The sequence below is a fragment of the Microbacterium algeriense genome (genome assembly GCF_008868005.1).
Lineage (GTDB): Bacteria > Actinomycetota > Actinomycetes > Actinomycetales > Microbacteriaceae > Microbacterium > Microbacterium algeriense.
Genome location: NZ_WAAO01000001.1, coordinates 938718 through 953390 on the forward strand (window position 1 = coordinate 938718; position 14673 = coordinate 953390).

Here is a 14673-nt window from a genome sequence, read left to right on the forward strand (position 1 = left end):
CGATGACGAGGACGATGGCGAGGGAGCGGATCATGGCGGAGCACGGACCGAGGACCGTGGCGGTCATCCCGGCGCGCGGCGGATCGAAGCAGGTGCCCCGCAAGAACGTGCAGCGGGTCGGCGGGGTGCCTCTCGTCGAGCGCGCCGTGCGGGCCGCGTCGTCCGCCGACGGCATCGACCTCGTGGTGGTCTCCACCGACGACGACGAGATCGCCGCGATCGCCGAGGCGGCGGGCGCCCGGGTGGTCCGTCGCCCGGCGGAGATCGCCGGAGACACCGCGACGTCGGAGAGCGCGATCCTGCACGCCCTGGATGCCCTCGAGGATGACGGCACGCCGGTGGACGTCGTCGCCTTCCTGCAGGCGACCTCGCCGTTCATCCCGAGCGACGCGCTCGCCGCCGCCGTGGCGGAGGTGCGCGCCGATCGCGCCGACAGTGTCTTCGCGGCACACGAGACCTACGGCTTCCTGTGGCGCGACGACGAGCAGGGTGCGGCGGTGGCCGTCAACCACGACGCCGCCCACCGGCCGCGTCGGCAGGACCGCGAGCCGCACCTGCTCGAGACCGGCGCCTTCTACGTGTTCCGTGCCGACGGCTTCCGCGAGAGCAGGCACCGGTTCTTCGGCAGGATCCGCGCCGCGCGCGTGCCGGAGTGGACGGCGATCGAGATCGACGACGCGGATCAGCTGCGCATCGCCAGGGCGCTCGCGGCCCTGCACGACTCCGCCCCGTCGATCCCGGTCCGCGCGGTCGTCACGGATTTCGACGGCGTGCACACCGACGACACCGCGATCGTCGACGCAGACGGCGGAGAGCGCGTGCGGGTCAGCCGGGAGGACGGCATGGGAGTCTCGCTGCTGCGCCGTGCCGGCATCCCGATGCTGATTCTGTCGACCGAGGTGAATCCCGTCGTCCGCGCTCGGGCCGACAAGCTCCGCGTGCCCGTGCTGCACGGCATCGACGACAAGGAGTCCGCGCTGCGGAGCTGGGCGGAGCAGAACGCGGTGGCGCTTGCCGACATCGCCTACCTCGGCAACGACGTGAACGACCTGCCGGCGATGCGGATCGTCGGGTGGCCGGTCGCGGTGGCCGATGCGCATCCCCTGGTGCGCGAGGAGGCGCGGGTGGTGCTGACGCGTCGGGGTGGCGACGGCGCGGTGCGGGAGCTCGTCGAACGCGTGTTGTCGAGCTGACCGCCGCCGGTAACCCGGTCGTCGCACGGTGTTCACCCGCGGCCCGTAGTCAGGAGGGAAGGGTGTCTTCCCGCCCGACGACCGGAGGAATCATGACTGTCAGCATCGGCTCACGAGTGATCGGCGGCGGCCGTCCGGCCTACGTCATCGCGGAGATCGGCCTGAACCACAACGGCGACGTCGACATCGCGAAGCGCCTGATCGACGTCGCCGCCCGCGCCGGTGCGGACGCCGTGAAGTTCCAGAAGCGCACCCCGGAGATCTCCACGCCCGAGCACATGCGCGATGTGCCGCGGGAGACGCCGTGGGGGCTCATGAGCTATCTCGAATACCGCCGGCGCGTGGAGTTCGGGCGCGCGGAATACATCGAGATCGGCGACCACGCCACGATGCGCGGACTCGACTGGTTCGCCTCGCCGTGGGATGTGCCCAGCGTCGAGTTCCTGGAGGATCTGAACGTCGTCGCCCACAAGGTCGCCTCGGCCAGCCTCACCGACACCGAGCTGCTGCTCGCCCTCCGCGAGACCGGCAAGCCCGTGATCCTGTCCACCGGGATGTCGACGATCGCGCAGATCGATCGCGCGCTCGACACCCTCGGCACCGATCGGGTCGTGCTGATGCACGCCACCTCCACGTACCCGCTCGAACCGGAAGAGGCGAACCTGCGCGTGATCGCGACCCTGCGCGACCGGTACCCCGGGATCCCGGTCGGATACTCCGGCCACGAGCGCGGACTGCAGATCTCGCTCGCCGCCGTGGCGATGGGCGCGGTCGCGGTCGAGCGCCACATCACGCTGGACCGCACGATGTGGGGCTCCGACCACGCCGCCTCGCTCGAGCCGACCGGACTGGAGCACCTGGTCCGCGACATCCGGGTGATCGAGCGCGCCGTCGGCGACGGGGTCAAGCGCGTCTTCGAGAGCGAGCAGGCCCCGATGGCGAAGCTCCGCCGCGTGCCCGCATGACCGATGCCGCCGGCATCCGGGTCGTCGCGGTCGCCGACGCCGACTCGTTCGTGAAGTGGGCGGCGTCGCTGCTGGGATCCGTCCCCGGCCTGCGCCCCCACCTGCTCCTGGTGCGCACGCCGCTCACGGTCAGTGCAGCCCAGGAGCGCACAGCGCTCGCCGGAACGGGGATCGGCCAGGACGACGTCACCCGCATCGACTTCGCCGCAGCGACCGAGTGGTTGGACCGTCACCGCCCGGACGTGGTCCTGCTGGCGGGACGGGGTCCTTTCGTGCGTCTCCTCGGTCGCGTGATCGATGCCCTCCCGCACCGGCCGGTCACCGTGTCCGGGCTCCCCGGCATGGCGATCCCCGCGCAGCGCGGGGCCCTCGACTACCGCAGGCACACCGACCTGCTGATCGTGCATTCGCATCGGGAGATGCGCGCGTTCGCCGAACTGGGGGAGCGGATCGGGGTGCGCACGCCCACGGCGCTCGCCACCCTGCCCTTCGCGCGGCGGCGCCAGCGGATGGTGTCCGCCGGACGGGTGCGCGTCGACGCGACCGCGTCGGCGAGAAGCAGCGTCGCGATCGCCGAGCGTCCGTCACCGGCGGCGGCCCCCGTGCGACCGCCGGCCACCGACATCGTGTTCGCCGCGCAGGCCCTGGTGCCGGTCGCCAGGGAGGAGCGCGCGCGGATCGCGGCGATGCTCGTGCGGGCGGCGGAAGCGGATCCGGGACGACGCGTCGTGGTGAAGCTGCGATCGCGTCCAGGAGAGGCGGAGACGCACCTCGAGCGCGACCCCTACCCCGCCCTGCTTCCCCGTCGCCGCCCCGCGAACCTCGTCTTCTCCTACGACTCCATGGCCACCGCCTTGGAGACCGCCGCCGGGCTGGTCACGGTGAGCTCCACCGCGGCGATCGAGGCCACGGCCCTCGGCGTGCCCGTGATCGCGCTCGACTCCTTCGGTGTGCGCAAGAGCCTGCTCAACACGGTCTTCGTGGGCAGTGGTCTCCTCGGCGGGCGCGACGAGGTCGTGGCAGGACGCTTCCGGCATCCGCACCCCGACTGGCTGCGCGACAACTACTTCCATCCGGAGAGCGATGCGACCTGGTGGGAGCGGGTGGAGCAGCTGGTCGCCTTGCGTCGCTCGGGGTCGCTCCCCGCCCGTCGTGTCCCCTCCCCGCGCGGGGGCGCGCTGCACGAGGCCTGGCATCGGGCGAGTGTGCTCGGTGCGGAGGACCGCACCGTGAGCGGGGCGCTGGCGCTCGCCGTCGGCACGCCGGTCACCCGGACGCTGGCGGCCGTGCGCGGCCGGGGCGGGTCATCGGAGGCGAGCACCTGGTCCGATGCTGCGACCGACTACACGCTCGAGCCGAACCCGTTCCACGACTCGATGCGACGGTGAGCAGACGGCGTCGCGGTCAGACCGTGCGCCAGTCGTGGCTCTCGATCGCCGCACCCGCCTGCGGCCCCATCTGCAGCATGCCTCCGTCGATCACGACGGACGCTCCCGAGATGTAGGCGGCCTCGGGTGAGGCGAGGAACGCGATCAGGGCGGCGACCTCGCGCGCGTCCCCTGGGCGTCCGAGCGGGATGCCCGGCCGGTCCTCCGCGTGCGGGTCGGTGTCGGTCTGCCCGGTCATCGGGGTCGCGATCTCGCCCGGCGCCACGCTCACCGCACTGATCCCGTACCGGCCGAGCTCGAGTGCGAGGTTCTTCATGAGCCCGCCCAGGCCGTGCTTGGCGGTGTCGTAGGCGCTGGCTCCCACCATCGGCTGGTGCTCGTGCACGCTCGTGACGGAGATGAGCCGCCCGCCGCGACCCGCGGCGACCATGGCGCGCGCCGCCCGCTGCAGGCACACGAAGGCGCCGGTGAGGTCGGTGTCGAGCACACGGTTCCACTCGTCGAGCGTGACGTCGAGGAACGGCGTCTGCAGTCCGGCTCCGGCATTGTTGACGAAGACGTCAACCCCGCCGAGCTCCGCGATCAGACCGTCGATCACGTCGCCGCAGGCCGGGATGTCCGCGACATCGAGCCGCGTGACCACCGCCCTGGCGCCGTGGCTGCGTACCTCCTCGGCCGTCTCCTGCGCCCCGGCCTCGTCGGTGTGCCACGTGATGCCGACGTCGATGCCGGCGGCCGCCAGGGCCACGGCGGTCGCGCGGCCGATCCCGGAGTCGGCCCCGGTCACGATCGCCCGGCGTGCCTCGGCCTCGAGCCGGGCCTGCGGGTCGCCGGCCTCCGCCATCGGCGTCGGGGTCTTGTCGTTGTGCTGAGATTCGGACATGTCGGCCTCCTGCTCGGGCGTCATCGGTGCGAGCGACGCTACGGCGAGGGCCCGGAGCCGTCGAACCGGTTGACGTCGCGACGACGCCGCGCTAGCCGCACGGGTGCCCCCGCGACTCATGGCCGCGGGGTCACCTGTGCATCGGGACTCAGCTGCTGCGGCGGATCGCCCGCACCCCCACCACGAGGCCGACGACCGCGACCGCCAGGGCGGACACCCAGCCCCAGAGCACTGTGATGTCTCCGAGATCGCCCGCGAACAGGGCGCGCTCGGCCTGCACCACCCAGTTCACCGGGTTGACCGACGCGACGACCCGCATCCAGTCCGGCGCGGCGTCGAGGGGCAGCAGCATGCCCGACAGGATCAGCAGCGGGAAGATCAGCGACTGCTGCACCCCCCAGAACAGCCACTCGCGGTCCTTGGTCGCGAGCGCGAGGGAGTACGACAGGGAGCCCAGGCCCACACCGAACACGGCGAGCAGCGCCAGTCCGATGAGCAGCCCCGGGATGTCGGCCGCGAAGCCGAACGGCCAGGCGATCAGCACGATGATCAGCGCCTGCACGACGATCGGCGCGATCTCCTTCAGCGCGCGACCCACGAGCAGCGAGGAGCGGGCCAGCGGGGCCACCAGCGTGCGCTCGTGGGAGCCGGTCATCATCTCGTACTGCAGGTTCGACCCGGTCGAGCCGGTGCCGAACAGCACGATCATCACCAGGACGCCCGGGACGAACCAGGCCAACGTCTCCCCGGCCGGACGCCCGGAGTCGCCGATCAGCAGCGGAGCGAACAGGCCGAGGAAGACGAGCGGCTGCAGCAGACTGAAGATCAGGGTGAACGGATCGCGGAGCACGGGCTTGAGCTCGCGGCTCAGCACGTTCCTGGTGTCGCGCGCGAGGTTCGGGCGCACGAGGGTGTCGGTGATGGTCATGAGCGGACTCCTGTCGTGCTGTCGTCAGAGGCGGCGGGCGCCGCTTCCATGGCGGATGCCTCATCCGCGGCATCCGTACCCTCTCCGGCTTCGCGCAGGGTGCGGCCGGTGAGGGCGAGGAAGACGTCGTCGAGCGTCGGTGGCACGCCGGTCGCCCGTCGGACGAGGATGCCGGCGGCGTCGAGCTCACGCACGATCACCGGAAGCAGCCGATCGCCGTCCGGAACCGCGAGCGAGATGGCGGACCCGTCGATCGTGACGTCGGCGGTGCTGAGCCGGGCGACCACGGTGCGGGCGCGCTCCGCCTCGGCGGCATCGTCGAACCCGAAGGTCAGCACGTCGCCGGCGAGCGTCGCCTTCAGGGAAGCGGCGTCGTCATCCGCGATGATGCGTCCCCGGTCCATGACCATCACGCGCTCGGCGTAGCGATCGGCCTCCTCCAGGTAGTGCGTGGTGAGGAAGACCGTGGTGCCGTGCTGGGTGCGCAGGTCGAGGATGTGCTCCCACAGATTCGCCCTGCTCTGCGGGTCGAGTCCGGTGGAGGGCTCGTCGAGGAAGAGCAGCGGCGGGGCGTGCATGAGCCCGAGCGCGATGTCGAGCCGACGCTTCTGCCCGCCGCTGAGCTGCTGCACGGTCCGCGTCGCGAACGAGGTGAGGTCGAGCGACTCGATCAGCTCGTCCGCCCGCCGTGCGCTGTCGCGCTTGGACATCCCGTAGAAGGCGCCCTGGCTCAGCAGCTCGTCGCGCACGCGCTGCGAGAAGCTGCCGCTGGTGAGCTGTCCGACGTAGCCGATGCGCGCGCGCACGCCCGCCGCGTCGGCGTGGATGTCGTGACCGACCACCGTCGCACGTCCCGACGTCGGTGGGATCAGGGTGGTCAGCATCCGCAGGGTGGTCGACTTGCCGGCGCCGTTCGGGCCGAGGAAGGCGACGAGCTCCCCGCGCACGGCGGTGAAGGAGACGTCGGTCACGGCGTGGACCGGCGTCTTCTTGACGGTGAAGACCTTGCTCAGGCCTTCGGTCTCGATGAGGGATTCGTTCATGGGAGCGAGCGTACGAACCCATGCGGACAGATCCTGTCCGCATTCTCTGGCAATCTGGGGCGCATGACCGACACCACCTCCCGCGCTCTGGCTCTGCTCAACCTGCTGCAGACGCACCGGCACTGGCCGGGGACCGAACTCGCCGCCCGGCTGGGGGTGACCGAGCGCACCGTGCGCCGCGACGTCGACCGGTTGCGGGAGCTGGGATACCGCGTGGAATCGACCCCTGGCGTCGCCGGGGGATATCGGCTGGAAGCGGGGAGCGCCGTCCCTCCGCTGCTGCTCGACGACGACGAGGCGGTGACCATGGCGATCGGACTGCGGGTCGCCGCCACCCAGCAGCTCGTCGGCGGACCCGAGGTCACCCTCACCGCGCTCGCCAAGCTGGAGCAGGTGCTGCCTGCGGTGCTGCGCCAGCGGGTCAACGCGCTCGCCGCATCCGTCCAGGCGCCGCGGATCGGTGAAGGCCCTGTGGTCTCGCCCGCGGTCATCGGCGAAGTCGCCCTCGCCACCCGCGACACCGAGCGGCTGCGGCTCCGCTACATGGACGGCGCGGGGCGCGAGAGTGTGCGTCGCGTCGAGCCGCACGCCCTGGCACCGGCCGGCCGCAAGTGGTTCCTGCTGTGCTGGGACCTCGACCGGGAGGACTGGCGCACGTTCCGGGTCGACCGCGTCGTCGCGGTGGAGCACACGCGTGTGCTGTTCTCGCGACGGGACATCAGTGCGGAGGAGATCGAGGAGCGGGTGCTGGTCGCCTCGTCGTGGTCGCCGCAGAAGGTCGAAGCGGCAGCGGTGATGGAGCTGCCTCTCGCCGAGATGCAGGACGTCTTCGGTCCCTGGGGGCAGGGGGCGACACCCGTGGGCGAGGACCGCACACGGTGGCCGTTCGGCGGCTCCGACTGGCGCGAGGCGATGTACGCGCTGCTCTGGATCCCCGCAGGTGTCGAGTACACGGTGGCGCTGGCCGAACCGCATCGTTCCGAGCTGCGCGAGGCTGTGGCGCGACTGCTGCGCGCGCTCGACGCCCCGGACCCGGATGACGCCGGGTGACCGCCCTCGTCATCCGCCGACTCATGGTGTTATCCCAGGCAACGGTCCTGGCGGGTCGGATCACGGCCCGGTAACGTCGACCCCATCGCGGCGATCCGGGTGGTCCCGGGCCTCAGCTCATACCTGACGGCGTTGCGGGTTCGACTCCCGCCGTCGCGTCCACTCCCGCTCCCGTCCCCGGGTCCCGCGGCCGCGGCCGCGGCCGCGGCCCCGAGTCCGCTCCCGAGAGCGGATGATGGAGTCATGCCCTCTGCGTATCGTCCAGGACTGCGGGTCTCGGCGGGTCTCACGATCCCGGAGACCGAGCTGTCGTGGCGCTTCTCGCGCTCGTCCGGACCGGGAGGGCAGGGCGTGAACACGGCCGATTCGCGCGTGGAACTCGTCTGGGATGTGGCGAACTCCGCCGTGCTCTCACCGCATCAGCGCGAGAGGCTGCTCGACCGGCTGCACGGGCGCCTGACCGCGGGCGTGCTGACGATCGCGGCCTCCGAGCACCGCGCGCAGCTGCGCAACCGGGACGCCGCGCGTGAGAGGCTCGTCGCCCTGGTGGCTGAAGCACTGCGTCCACCGGCACCGCCGCGCCGACCGACGAAGCCGAGTCGCGGATCGAAGGAGCGCCGGCTGCAGGCGAAGCAGCGTCGCACCGACGTCAAGAGTCTGCGGCGGCGTCCTCACGAGGACTGACGCCGGCCGAGTCGTCGAGGTCGGCCTCGACCCGCGCCCAGCCGTTCTCGAGGATCGCGAACCCCGCTTCCAGCGTCGCGAAGGGATCGTCGCTCTCGTTGACGAGCAGCTGCATCTGCAGGATGAACCGCGCGTACACGCGGATCTCCGCCGTGGGCTCGTCGAGGCCCAGCTCGTCGGCGATCGCCTCCGACAGGGCGTCCTCGTGCCGGAGCCACATCTTCGCGGCGTAGTCGCGCAGCGCCGGGGTCTCGTTCAGGAAGCGCATGAAGGTGCGGGTGACCTCGTCGCCGTGCTCATCGACGTTCGCGCGCAGCTCCGTGACGTGGAAGTCGTGGATCGCCCGGTTGATGGTGCTTCCGAGCGGGCGGTCGCGGACGGCGGAGACGAGGCGGTCGCGCTGTTCGTCGTCCTCGTCGAAGACGAGGGCCTCTTTCTGCGGGAAGTGCGCGAACACGGTGGTCGGGGAGACGTCTGCGGCGTCGGCGACCTCGCGGATGCTGACGTCGTCGAAGCCGCGCTCGAGGAACAGGCGGGTCGCGACGTCGGAGATCGTCTTGCGGGTCGCGGCCTTCTTCCGCTCGCGTCGGCCGAGGGGCTGTGGGGTCGTCATGTCGAGCAGTCTACCGTGAACCGACTACAAAACTGGCTTGACACCGAAACTGGTATGACTACACTTTCGGTATGACTTCACCCAATCTCCTGACGCGCCGGGAACAGAACCGCGCGTGGATCATGCTCATCGTGCTGACGATGCTCACCGTCATCGGCATGACGGTCGTCCTTCCCGTCCTCCCGTTCGTCGTGCTGCAGTACGTCTCGCACGAGAGCGACCTCGCCATCTGGGTCGGTGTGCTCGAGGCGGTCAACGGCCTCTGCGCTTTCCTCGCGGCCCCGTTCCTCGGACGGCTCTCCGACCGCTTCGGACGCCGCCCGGTCATCATCGTCGCCGCGTTCGGGGCGGCCCTGTCCATGGCGCTGTTCGGCGTCGGCGGAGCCCTCTGGATCCTCGTGCTCGCCCGGGTGATCCAGGGTCTGACCGCGGGAGACCTCCCCGCGCTCTTCGCCTATCTCGCCGACATCACTCCGCCGGAGAAGCGTGCGCAACGGTTCGGTCTCCTCGGCGCGCTCTCCGGCATCGGCACCATGATCGGCCCGGCTCTCGGAGGACTGCTCGCCGCCGTCAGCATCCAGCTCCCGGTGTTCCTGACCGCCGCCGTCGCCCTGACGATCGCGATCCTCAGCATCTTCCTGCTCCCGGAGAGTCTGAAGCCGGGCAACAGGATCGCCACGATCACGCTGCGCGATGTGCAGCCCTTCGCCGTCTTCAAGGAGGCGTTCGGACGCAGGGAGCTGCGCGGGCTGATGATCGGCTTCGCCCTGCTCGCCCTGCCGTTCGGCTTCTTCGTGAACAACTTCAGCGTGCTCGCCCTGGACTCGATCCAGTGGGGGCCGACGCAGATCGGACTCCTCACCGCCGCCGTGGGGATCATCGACATCCTCATCCAGGGCGTGCTGCTCGGCTTCCTGCTTCCGCGGATCGGGGAGCGCGGTGTGATCGTGAGCGGCATCGTGGCGCAGCTGATCGGTCTCGCGGCGCTCGCCGTCGTGGCGTCGCTCTTCGCCCAGCCGTGGGTGTTCATCGTCGGCGCCCTCATGCTCGCAGCCGGCCAGGGCGCGTCGCAGGCCGCGATGGACGGGGCGATGTCGAACGCGGTCGGGGACGACGAGCAGGGCTGGCTCGGCGGGGCGACCCAGTCGCTGAACGCGGCGATGGGCACCGCCGCGCCGCTCATCGCCGGTGCGCTCTATGCGTTGGTCAGCCACGCCGCGCCGTACTGGCTCGGTGTCGCCCTCATGGTCGTCGCGGTGATCGTCGTCAGCCGGGCGCACATCGCGAACACCGCGAAGCGTCCGGCCGGCGAGACGACGGGCGACGCTCCCGCGGCACTCGTGGAGACGGCCGGCTGAGGTTCAGTTCGAGGGGGTTGCCGGGCGCGGCAGCCCCCTCAGCCGTGCGATCGACGCCAGCAACTGTTCCGGCGAGGTTCCGATGCTTCCGAGCACCGCCGCGGCTGTCGCGCTGAACCCCGCCGTGTCGATCGGGAGCCGTGCCACGTTCGGCACCAGTCCCTTCTCGTTCGTCACCCACTGGCCGGCGGCCGCGTGCCAGGTATGGGCGATCAGCATGGCCGTCGTGGTTCCGCACAGCGCCACGTAGGCGGCATCACCCGTCTTCGCGCCCTTCGTGGCTGCGTTCAGCAGGAAGTCGACCTGCCAGAGATTCTCGACGAACGCCGCGCGGAGGGCGTCGGGGTACGGATTCACACTGCGAGCCAGCGCGACGAGGATCCCGTCCGGGTCGCAGAGAGGCACGCCGGTCGCCACCTCACCCGCATAGGCGACGTCGAGGAAGCCGAGCGGGTGTCCCGGCTGGGAGTGGAAGGCGAACTCGCCACGGACGGCGCGGGCACACTGCTCCTCGACGCGGATCACGTCGCGGAGGATGAGGTCGACCGGTGCGCCGTCGACGATCAGCCAGGCCCCGCTGTCGACCCAGGGTCCCCATCCGCCGCGGTCGGCGATCTCAACGTCTTCACCGGTCCATCCGCTCGCCGCCTCCGCGATGGCGGTCAGGTCGACGTCGGCTTCCACGTACAGCCCCAGATCGATGTCGGAGTCGGGACGGTGCGTCCCGCGCGCGCGGCTGCCGCCCAACGCGACGGCTCGCACCCCGTCCACCCTGCCCAGGTCGTCGGCCATGGAGCGGAGGCGGTCTTCATCGAGCACGACACCGATCGTACTCATGCGGATTCTCCGGTGCGGCCGCTACAGCTATCCGGAAATCGACATACCGTTGCGTTATCCGGAAAACGTAATAGCCTGGGACTATCCGGAAAACGTAATAGGAGGGAGCGCCCGTGACCGACCAGAGGATGAAGATTCGCGCGCCCGGCGACATCGGTCTCGTCATCCAGCAGGCGAGGCTCGCTCAGGGCCTGTCTCAGACGGCACTCGCCGAGAGTCTCGGGATGTCGCAGCGTGCGGTCAGCGAGATCGAGTCGGGAACGCCGACGATCTACATGCGGAAGATCTTCGATCTCCTCCGAGCGACCGGTGTGCAGCTCTCGGCGCAGTGGGAAGACGATGATGCCGCATGAAGCTCGCCGTCGAACTGTACGACACAGTGATCGGACACCTGGAGGGTCCGGATGCCCGCAGTTTCGACTTCGTCGGAGCGAGGGAAGCGACCGAGGTCTTCGGCATGAACAGTCGCGTGCTGTCCGTCGCGATCCCCCTCGTCCGCGTGCTCCCGCGCCATCTGGCGGGGAGGAGGCGGAACTGGTTCGGCGAGTTGCTTCCCGAGGGGGACCAACTCGCCTACATGCTCGCTCAGAGCGGGATCAGACGAGGTGACACTCCGGCATTCCTGGCGCGGTATGGACGCGATGTCGCAGGAGCAGTGCAGATCTGGGATGTCGAAGATCCGAGTGAACCGAGAAGGCCGGGACTTCGTGTCCTGGACGCGCGCGGCGTCCGCGACCTTCTGGAGCATCCTTTGCGCGACCCGCTCGCGAACGCCCCGGGGGTGGGGAAGTCCTCGCTCGGTGGCGTTCAGCCCAAGATCGTCTTGGCGCGCGCGGGCGAAGAGTGGAACCAGGTGGTCGGAGGGCACCCGTCAACGCATATCCTCAAGCCTCAGCTGGAGAAAAAGCCGACCGTCATCTTCGACGAGGAGTACGGGTCGCGGCTGGCTCGCGGTCTCGGCCTTGCGCGGTTCGATACTCATATAGAGGAATTCGACGGCCTTCCGGCCCTTGTGATCGAGCGATTCGATCGGACGGGGGGACAGCGTGTCCACCAGGAGGACTTCAGCCAAGCACTGGGTGCTTCGGGGAATCAGAAGTATCAGGAGATCGGCGGTGTGGTGAGCCTGGAGCGCGTCGCACAGACCCTTCGCAGCGTCGCCGGTGCAGAAGACATCCACGCGCTCGCGCGCATGACGACGCTCGGGCTCGCGATCGGCAATCTCGACATGCACACGAAGAATCTCGGCCTGCTGCATCCGCCATCTGGAGATGTATCGCTCGCGCCTGCGTACGACGTGGTGCCGATGGCACACCACATCGATACCGACGGGAAGGTGGCGTTGGCGGTCAACAAGAAGTACCGCCATGCCGACCTCACCGCCGAGGATCTCATCACCGAACTGCGTGTGTGGGGGGTGCGGCGTCCTGAGGCGTTGGTGCGGACCATGCTGGAAGAACTGCAGTCGTTGGTGCAGAGCCAGGCCCCGCTGGCGGGTGCGCACCCCGGCCTTCAGGATGAGATCCTCCGCTTCGTCGGCAACCTGCTCGACGGTCGCGCTGCAGGAGCTCGCTGACGGGCGCACTGACGGTGCCGCGCGTTCGGTGAGGATCCCGCCGGCGTCAGTCCTTGCCGCCGCGGACGAGCTCGAGGCCGGCGCCAGCGAACTGTCGCAGGGTCGCATCGGGCAGGAAGGCCCGGGTGAGCGCACCGCCGATCCGCGTGAGGTCGCTCTCGTCACGGAACAGCAGGTACATGGTCTCGTAGCGGGGGTGGAACTTCTGCTTGAACCGGTGCAGCGAACCGAAGCCGTACACCGGTTCCAGAGCTTCCGCGAGCCGGTCGCTGAGAGCGGCGATCACGCCTGCATCCGGCGGATAGTCATGCGCGAGCGGTGCGCCGGAGAGCGACATGATCTGCGCGCCCTCGTCGGAGAACTGCTTCGCGGACGAACCGATCAGGAACTCCATCACGGGACCGAAGCCGCCCTCGCGCCGCCGCATGAGGTCGAGGGTCCAGCCGCGGACGACGCCGCCAGGGCCGTGGACGGGCAGCCACGACAGGAAGCCGTCGACGTCGCCGTTGGGAGCGATCGCGAGGGCGAGGCGGACCTCCGGATCCTCCGCCTCCTCCAGCGTCCCGAGCGTGAAGCGCATCTCGGGGAGGTCCTTGTCGCCGACCCAGGCTTCGGAGATCGCGCGGAGCTGCTGCTGCACACCCCAGGACTCCTTCTTCAGCTGCGTGAGGCGGAAGGTCATCTCCTCACGGCCCGCCCGGTTGAGCGAGGTGCGCACCGGACCCCAGCGCTTGCCCGTGAACTCGAGACCGGGCAGGTCGACGATCGTGTCGTCGGCCACGACGAGGCTGCGCCACGTGGACGGGACGGCGGCGCGCGTGTCCTCGTCGGCACTGAAGAAGCACGGCACGAGGCCGGCGAGCTCGGCGGCGTGGATGAAGTCGGCGACGGCCTCCGGGCGAGCCTGTGCCGGGCCGATCGGGTCGGCGAGCGCGAGGGCGACGCCGTTGCGGCGCTGATAGGCGACGATGCCGCCGGCGACCCTGGCGTAGCTGTTGCCCTCCCAGGTGGTCATCCACGAGAGGGTGCCGCCGCCGTGGGTGCGCAGTTCCTGCTTCATGTCGTCGACGGTCGGAGGCGGCTGGATGCCGAGCCGGGACCGCCGTCTGGCGCGGAACGCACGGCGCACCCACACCAGGTACACGAGCATGATGATCCAGAGGAAGCCGTTCGCGAGGGCGAGCTCGGTGTCGCCGTCCCAGCGGACCTCGACCTGGGCTTGACTGAACACCGTGATGAGGATCAGCACGAGGGCGGCCACGACCACGTTGAACGCCCCGAGCAGGATCGCCAGCACCCACGACCACCGCCGTCCTCTGCGCAGCCCGTTCACGAGGACGAGGATCACGACCACGTCGATCGCCAGGTCGATGAATCCGCCGGAGACGGGGTCGGTCGGACCGAACGGCCCGTCCGTCGGCACGAGGGTCGTGATGATCTCGACCGCGCCGAGGACGAGGATCGCCATCACCGCGATGAGCCGCTGCTCTCTGACCGTGGTGTGCCGCACCCGCAGCGAGCGGTCGACGACGAGGATCAGCAGCACCGCGAGCAGATGCTCGAGGTCGGCGACCTTGCCCCAGAAGAGCATCGCCACGAAGACGAACCCCAGGAGGATCAGCCAGCCGCGCACCCGCCAGGGCGGACGGAAGAGGCCGACCGCGGCGGCGATGCAGGCCATCGTCCCGCCGGATGCGCCGACGTCGAGGGCCTGCGCCTGCTCGGTCGCCCAGGCCCAGGGGAACTGCGACAGCAGGAGCAGCAGCAGGGCGGTCGCGAAGATCGCGAAGAGCTGTCCGATCCCGTAGTACGCGAGCGCGACGCGGGTGCCTCGGCGGAACTCCAGGAACGCCATGCCCCAGAACCCCGCGATCGTGAAGAGGTACACCCAGGGCTCGTTGACGAAGAAGGTGCCGGTGAGCGGCGTCCACCAGCGGCCGTCGGCGAGGTTGGGCAGGCCGTACGCGACCGTGGGGAACAGCTCCGAATCCTCGAAGGGCTTCCACAGTCCCTGCCAGATGACCCCCACGACGAGGATCAGGCCGACCATGGTGAGGGTCGCGGGGATCCGCGCGGCGACGGCGACGACGGGGTGGGGCGACGCGGCGTGCTCCTCGGTCATGCGCTCAGCGTAGCGAGGGGTGCTGCCACCGCG

The 14673-nt window shown here is 70.1% G+C and carries 14 protein-coding genes and 1 pseudogene; 9 read left to right on the forward strand and 6 right to left on the reverse strand.

Translation table 11 applies throughout. The annotated features are described in order from the left end of the window. Positions 1-2 precede the first annotated feature (2 nt). The 3 genes from F6A08_RS04520 (at position 3) to F6A08_RS04530 (ending at position 3546) form a co-directional block, all read left to right on the forward strand. Entirely contained in the window at positions 3-1193 is a 1191-nt protein-coding gene (locus tag F6A08_RS04520) for an acylneuraminate cytidylyltransferase (protein ID WP_225855733.1), read from the forward strand. Between the two features lie 92 nt (positions 1194-1285). Further along, positions 1286-2158, forward strand: a complete 873-nt coding sequence (locus tag F6A08_RS04525) for an N-acetylneuraminate synthase family protein (RefSeq protein ID WP_124896323.1) — start codon at positions 1286-1288, stop codon at positions 2156-2158. After that, positions 2155-3546: a DUF6716 putative glycosyltransferase gene (locus F6A08_RS04530; RefSeq protein ID WP_151458742.1), complete on the forward strand. Its 1392-nt coding sequence runs from the start codon at positions 2155-2157 to the stop codon at positions 3544-3546. The genes F6A08_RS04525 and F6A08_RS04530 overlap by 4 nt, the downstream gene beginning before the upstream one ends. Before the next feature lie 16 nt (positions 3547-3562). Here the strand turns inward: F6A08_RS04530 and F6A08_RS04535 are convergent, their stop codons facing one another. The 3 genes from F6A08_RS04535 to F6A08_RS04545 form a co-directional block, all read right to left on the reverse strand. Continuing rightward, positions 3563-4390, reverse strand: coding sequence for an SDR family oxidoreductase (locus F6A08_RS04535; RefSeq protein WP_151459105.1), 828 nt, complete (start codon positions 4388-4390; stop codon positions 3563-3565). A 187-nt stretch (positions 4391-4577) separates the two neighbouring features. After that, complete coding sequence (locus tag F6A08_RS04540; protein ID WP_151458743.1) at positions 4578-5357, reverse strand: ABC transporter permease; 780 nt, start codon at positions 5355-5357, stop codon at positions 4578-4580. Continuing rightward, on the reverse strand, positions 5354-6400 hold the full coding sequence (locus F6A08_RS04545; protein WP_151458744.1) for an ATP-binding cassette domain-containing protein: 1047 nt from the start codon (positions 6398-6400) through the stop codon (positions 5354-5356). The genes F6A08_RS04540 and F6A08_RS04545 overlap by 4 nt, the downstream gene beginning before the upstream one ends. 63 nt (positions 6401-6463) lie before the next feature. On the opposite strand from F6A08_RS04545, the gene F6A08_RS04550 reads away from it, so the two are divergent. From F6A08_RS04550 to arfB, 3 genes and pseudogenes are all read left to right on the forward strand, one after another. Then, positions 6464-7450 carry a helix-turn-helix transcriptional regulator gene (locus F6A08_RS04550; RefSeq protein WP_151458745.1) on the forward strand — a complete coding sequence of 329 codons (987 nt, stop codon included), beginning with the start codon at positions 6464-6466 and terminating at the stop codon, positions 7448-7450. 86 nt (positions 7451-7536) lie between these two features. Further along, positions 7537-7612: pseudogene (locus F6A08_RS04555) on the forward strand. Positions 7613-7693: 81 nt separating this feature from the next. Next, entirely contained in the window at positions 7694-8134 is a 441-nt protein-coding gene (gene arfB / locus F6A08_RS04560) for an alternative ribosome rescue aminoacyl-tRNA hydrolase ArfB (RefSeq protein WP_151458746.1), read from the forward strand. Here arfB and F6A08_RS04565 read toward each other — a convergent pair. Then, entirely contained in the window at positions 8100-8747 is a 648-nt protein-coding gene (locus F6A08_RS04565; RefSeq protein WP_124896318.1) for a TetR/AcrR family transcriptional regulator, read from the reverse strand. The two genes, arfB and F6A08_RS04565, sit on opposite strands and share 35 nt — an antisense overlap. A gap of 71 nt (positions 8748-8818) precedes the next feature. Between F6A08_RS04565 and tet(42) the strand changes: the two genes are divergently transcribed. Next, positions 8819-10105 (forward strand): tetracycline efflux MFS transporter Tet(42), encoded by a 1287-nt coding sequence (gene tet(42), locus F6A08_RS04570; protein ID WP_225855734.1) that lies wholly within the window; start codon positions 8819-8821, stop codon positions 10103-10105. A gap of 3 nt (positions 10106-10108) precedes the next feature. On the opposite strand, the gene F6A08_RS04575 is transcribed toward tet(42), so the two are convergent. Continuing rightward, positions 10109-10942 (reverse strand): nucleotidyltransferase domain-containing protein, encoded by an 834-nt coding sequence (locus F6A08_RS04575; RefSeq protein ID WP_017201637.1) that lies wholly within the window; start codon positions 10940-10942, stop codon positions 10109-10111. A 113-nt stretch (positions 10943-11055) separates the two neighbouring features. On the opposite strand from F6A08_RS04575, the gene F6A08_RS04580 reads away from it, so the two are divergent. Together F6A08_RS04580 and F6A08_RS04585 are read left to right on the forward strand one after the other, a co-directional pair. Further along, complete coding sequence (locus tag F6A08_RS04580; RefSeq protein WP_017201636.1) at positions 11056-11295, forward strand: helix-turn-helix domain-containing protein; 240 nt, start codon at positions 11056-11058, stop codon at positions 11293-11295. Continuing rightward, positions 11292-12518 carry a type II toxin-antitoxin system HipA family toxin gene (locus F6A08_RS04585; protein ID WP_151458747.1) on the forward strand — a complete coding sequence of 409 codons (1227 nt, stop codon included), beginning with the start codon at positions 11292-11294 and terminating at the stop codon, positions 12516-12518. Before F6A08_RS04580 ends, F6A08_RS04585 begins: the two co-directional genes overlap by 4 nt. A 46-nt stretch (positions 12519-12564) precedes the next feature. Here the strand turns inward: F6A08_RS04585 and F6A08_RS04590 are convergent, their stop codons facing one another. Then, positions 12565-14640 carry a bifunctional lysylphosphatidylglycerol flippase/synthetase MprF gene (locus tag F6A08_RS04590; protein WP_151458748.1) on the reverse strand — a complete coding sequence of 692 codons (2076 nt, stop codon included), beginning with the start codon at positions 14638-14640 and terminating at the stop codon, positions 12565-12567. Positions 14641-14673: the final 33 nt, after the last annotated feature.

Coding starts and splice junctions, on each gene's coding strand:
- F6A08_RS04520 (WP_225855733.1), top strand. CDS start 3: ATGACGAGGACGATGGCGAGGGAGCGGATCATGGCGGAGCACGGACCG.
- F6A08_RS04525 (WP_124896323.1), top strand. CDS start 1,286: ATGACTGTCAGCATCGGCTCACGAGTGATCGGCGGCGGCCGTCCGGCC.
- F6A08_RS04530 (WP_151458742.1), top strand. CDS start 2,155: ATGACCGATGCCGCCGGCATCCGGGTCGTCGCGGTCGCCGACGCCGAC.
- F6A08_RS04535 (WP_151459105.1), bottom strand. CDS start 4,390: ATGGCGGAGGCCGGCGACCCGCAGGCCCGGCTCGAGGCCGAGGCACGC.
- F6A08_RS04540 (WP_151458743.1), bottom strand. CDS start 5,357: ATGACCATCACCGACACCCTCGTGCGCCCGAACCTCGCGCGCGACACC.
- F6A08_RS04545 (WP_151458744.1), bottom strand. CDS start 6,400: ATGAACGAATCCCTCATCGAGACCGAAGGCCTGAGCAAGGTCTTCACC.
- F6A08_RS04550 (WP_151458745.1), top strand. CDS start 6,464: ATGACCGACACCACCTCCCGCGCTCTGGCTCTGCTCAACCTGCTGCAG.
- arfB (WP_151458746.1), top strand. CDS start 7,694: ATGCCCTCTGCGTATCGTCCAGGACTGCGGGTCTCGGCGGGTCTCACG.
- F6A08_RS04565 (WP_124896318.1), bottom strand. CDS start 8,747: ATGACGACCCCACAGCCCCTCGGCCGACGCGAGCGGAAGAAGGCCGCG.
- F6A08_RS04575 (WP_017201637.1), bottom strand. CDS start 10,942: ATGAGTACGATCGGTGTCGTGCTCGATGAAGACCGCCTCCGCTCCATG.
- F6A08_RS04585 (WP_151458747.1), top strand. CDS start 11,292: ATGAAGCTCGCCGTCGAACTGTACGACACAGTGATCGGACACCTGGAG.
- F6A08_RS04590 (WP_151458748.1), bottom strand. CDS start 14,640: ATGACCGAGGAGCACGCCGCGTCGCCCCACCCCGTCGTCGCCGTCGCC.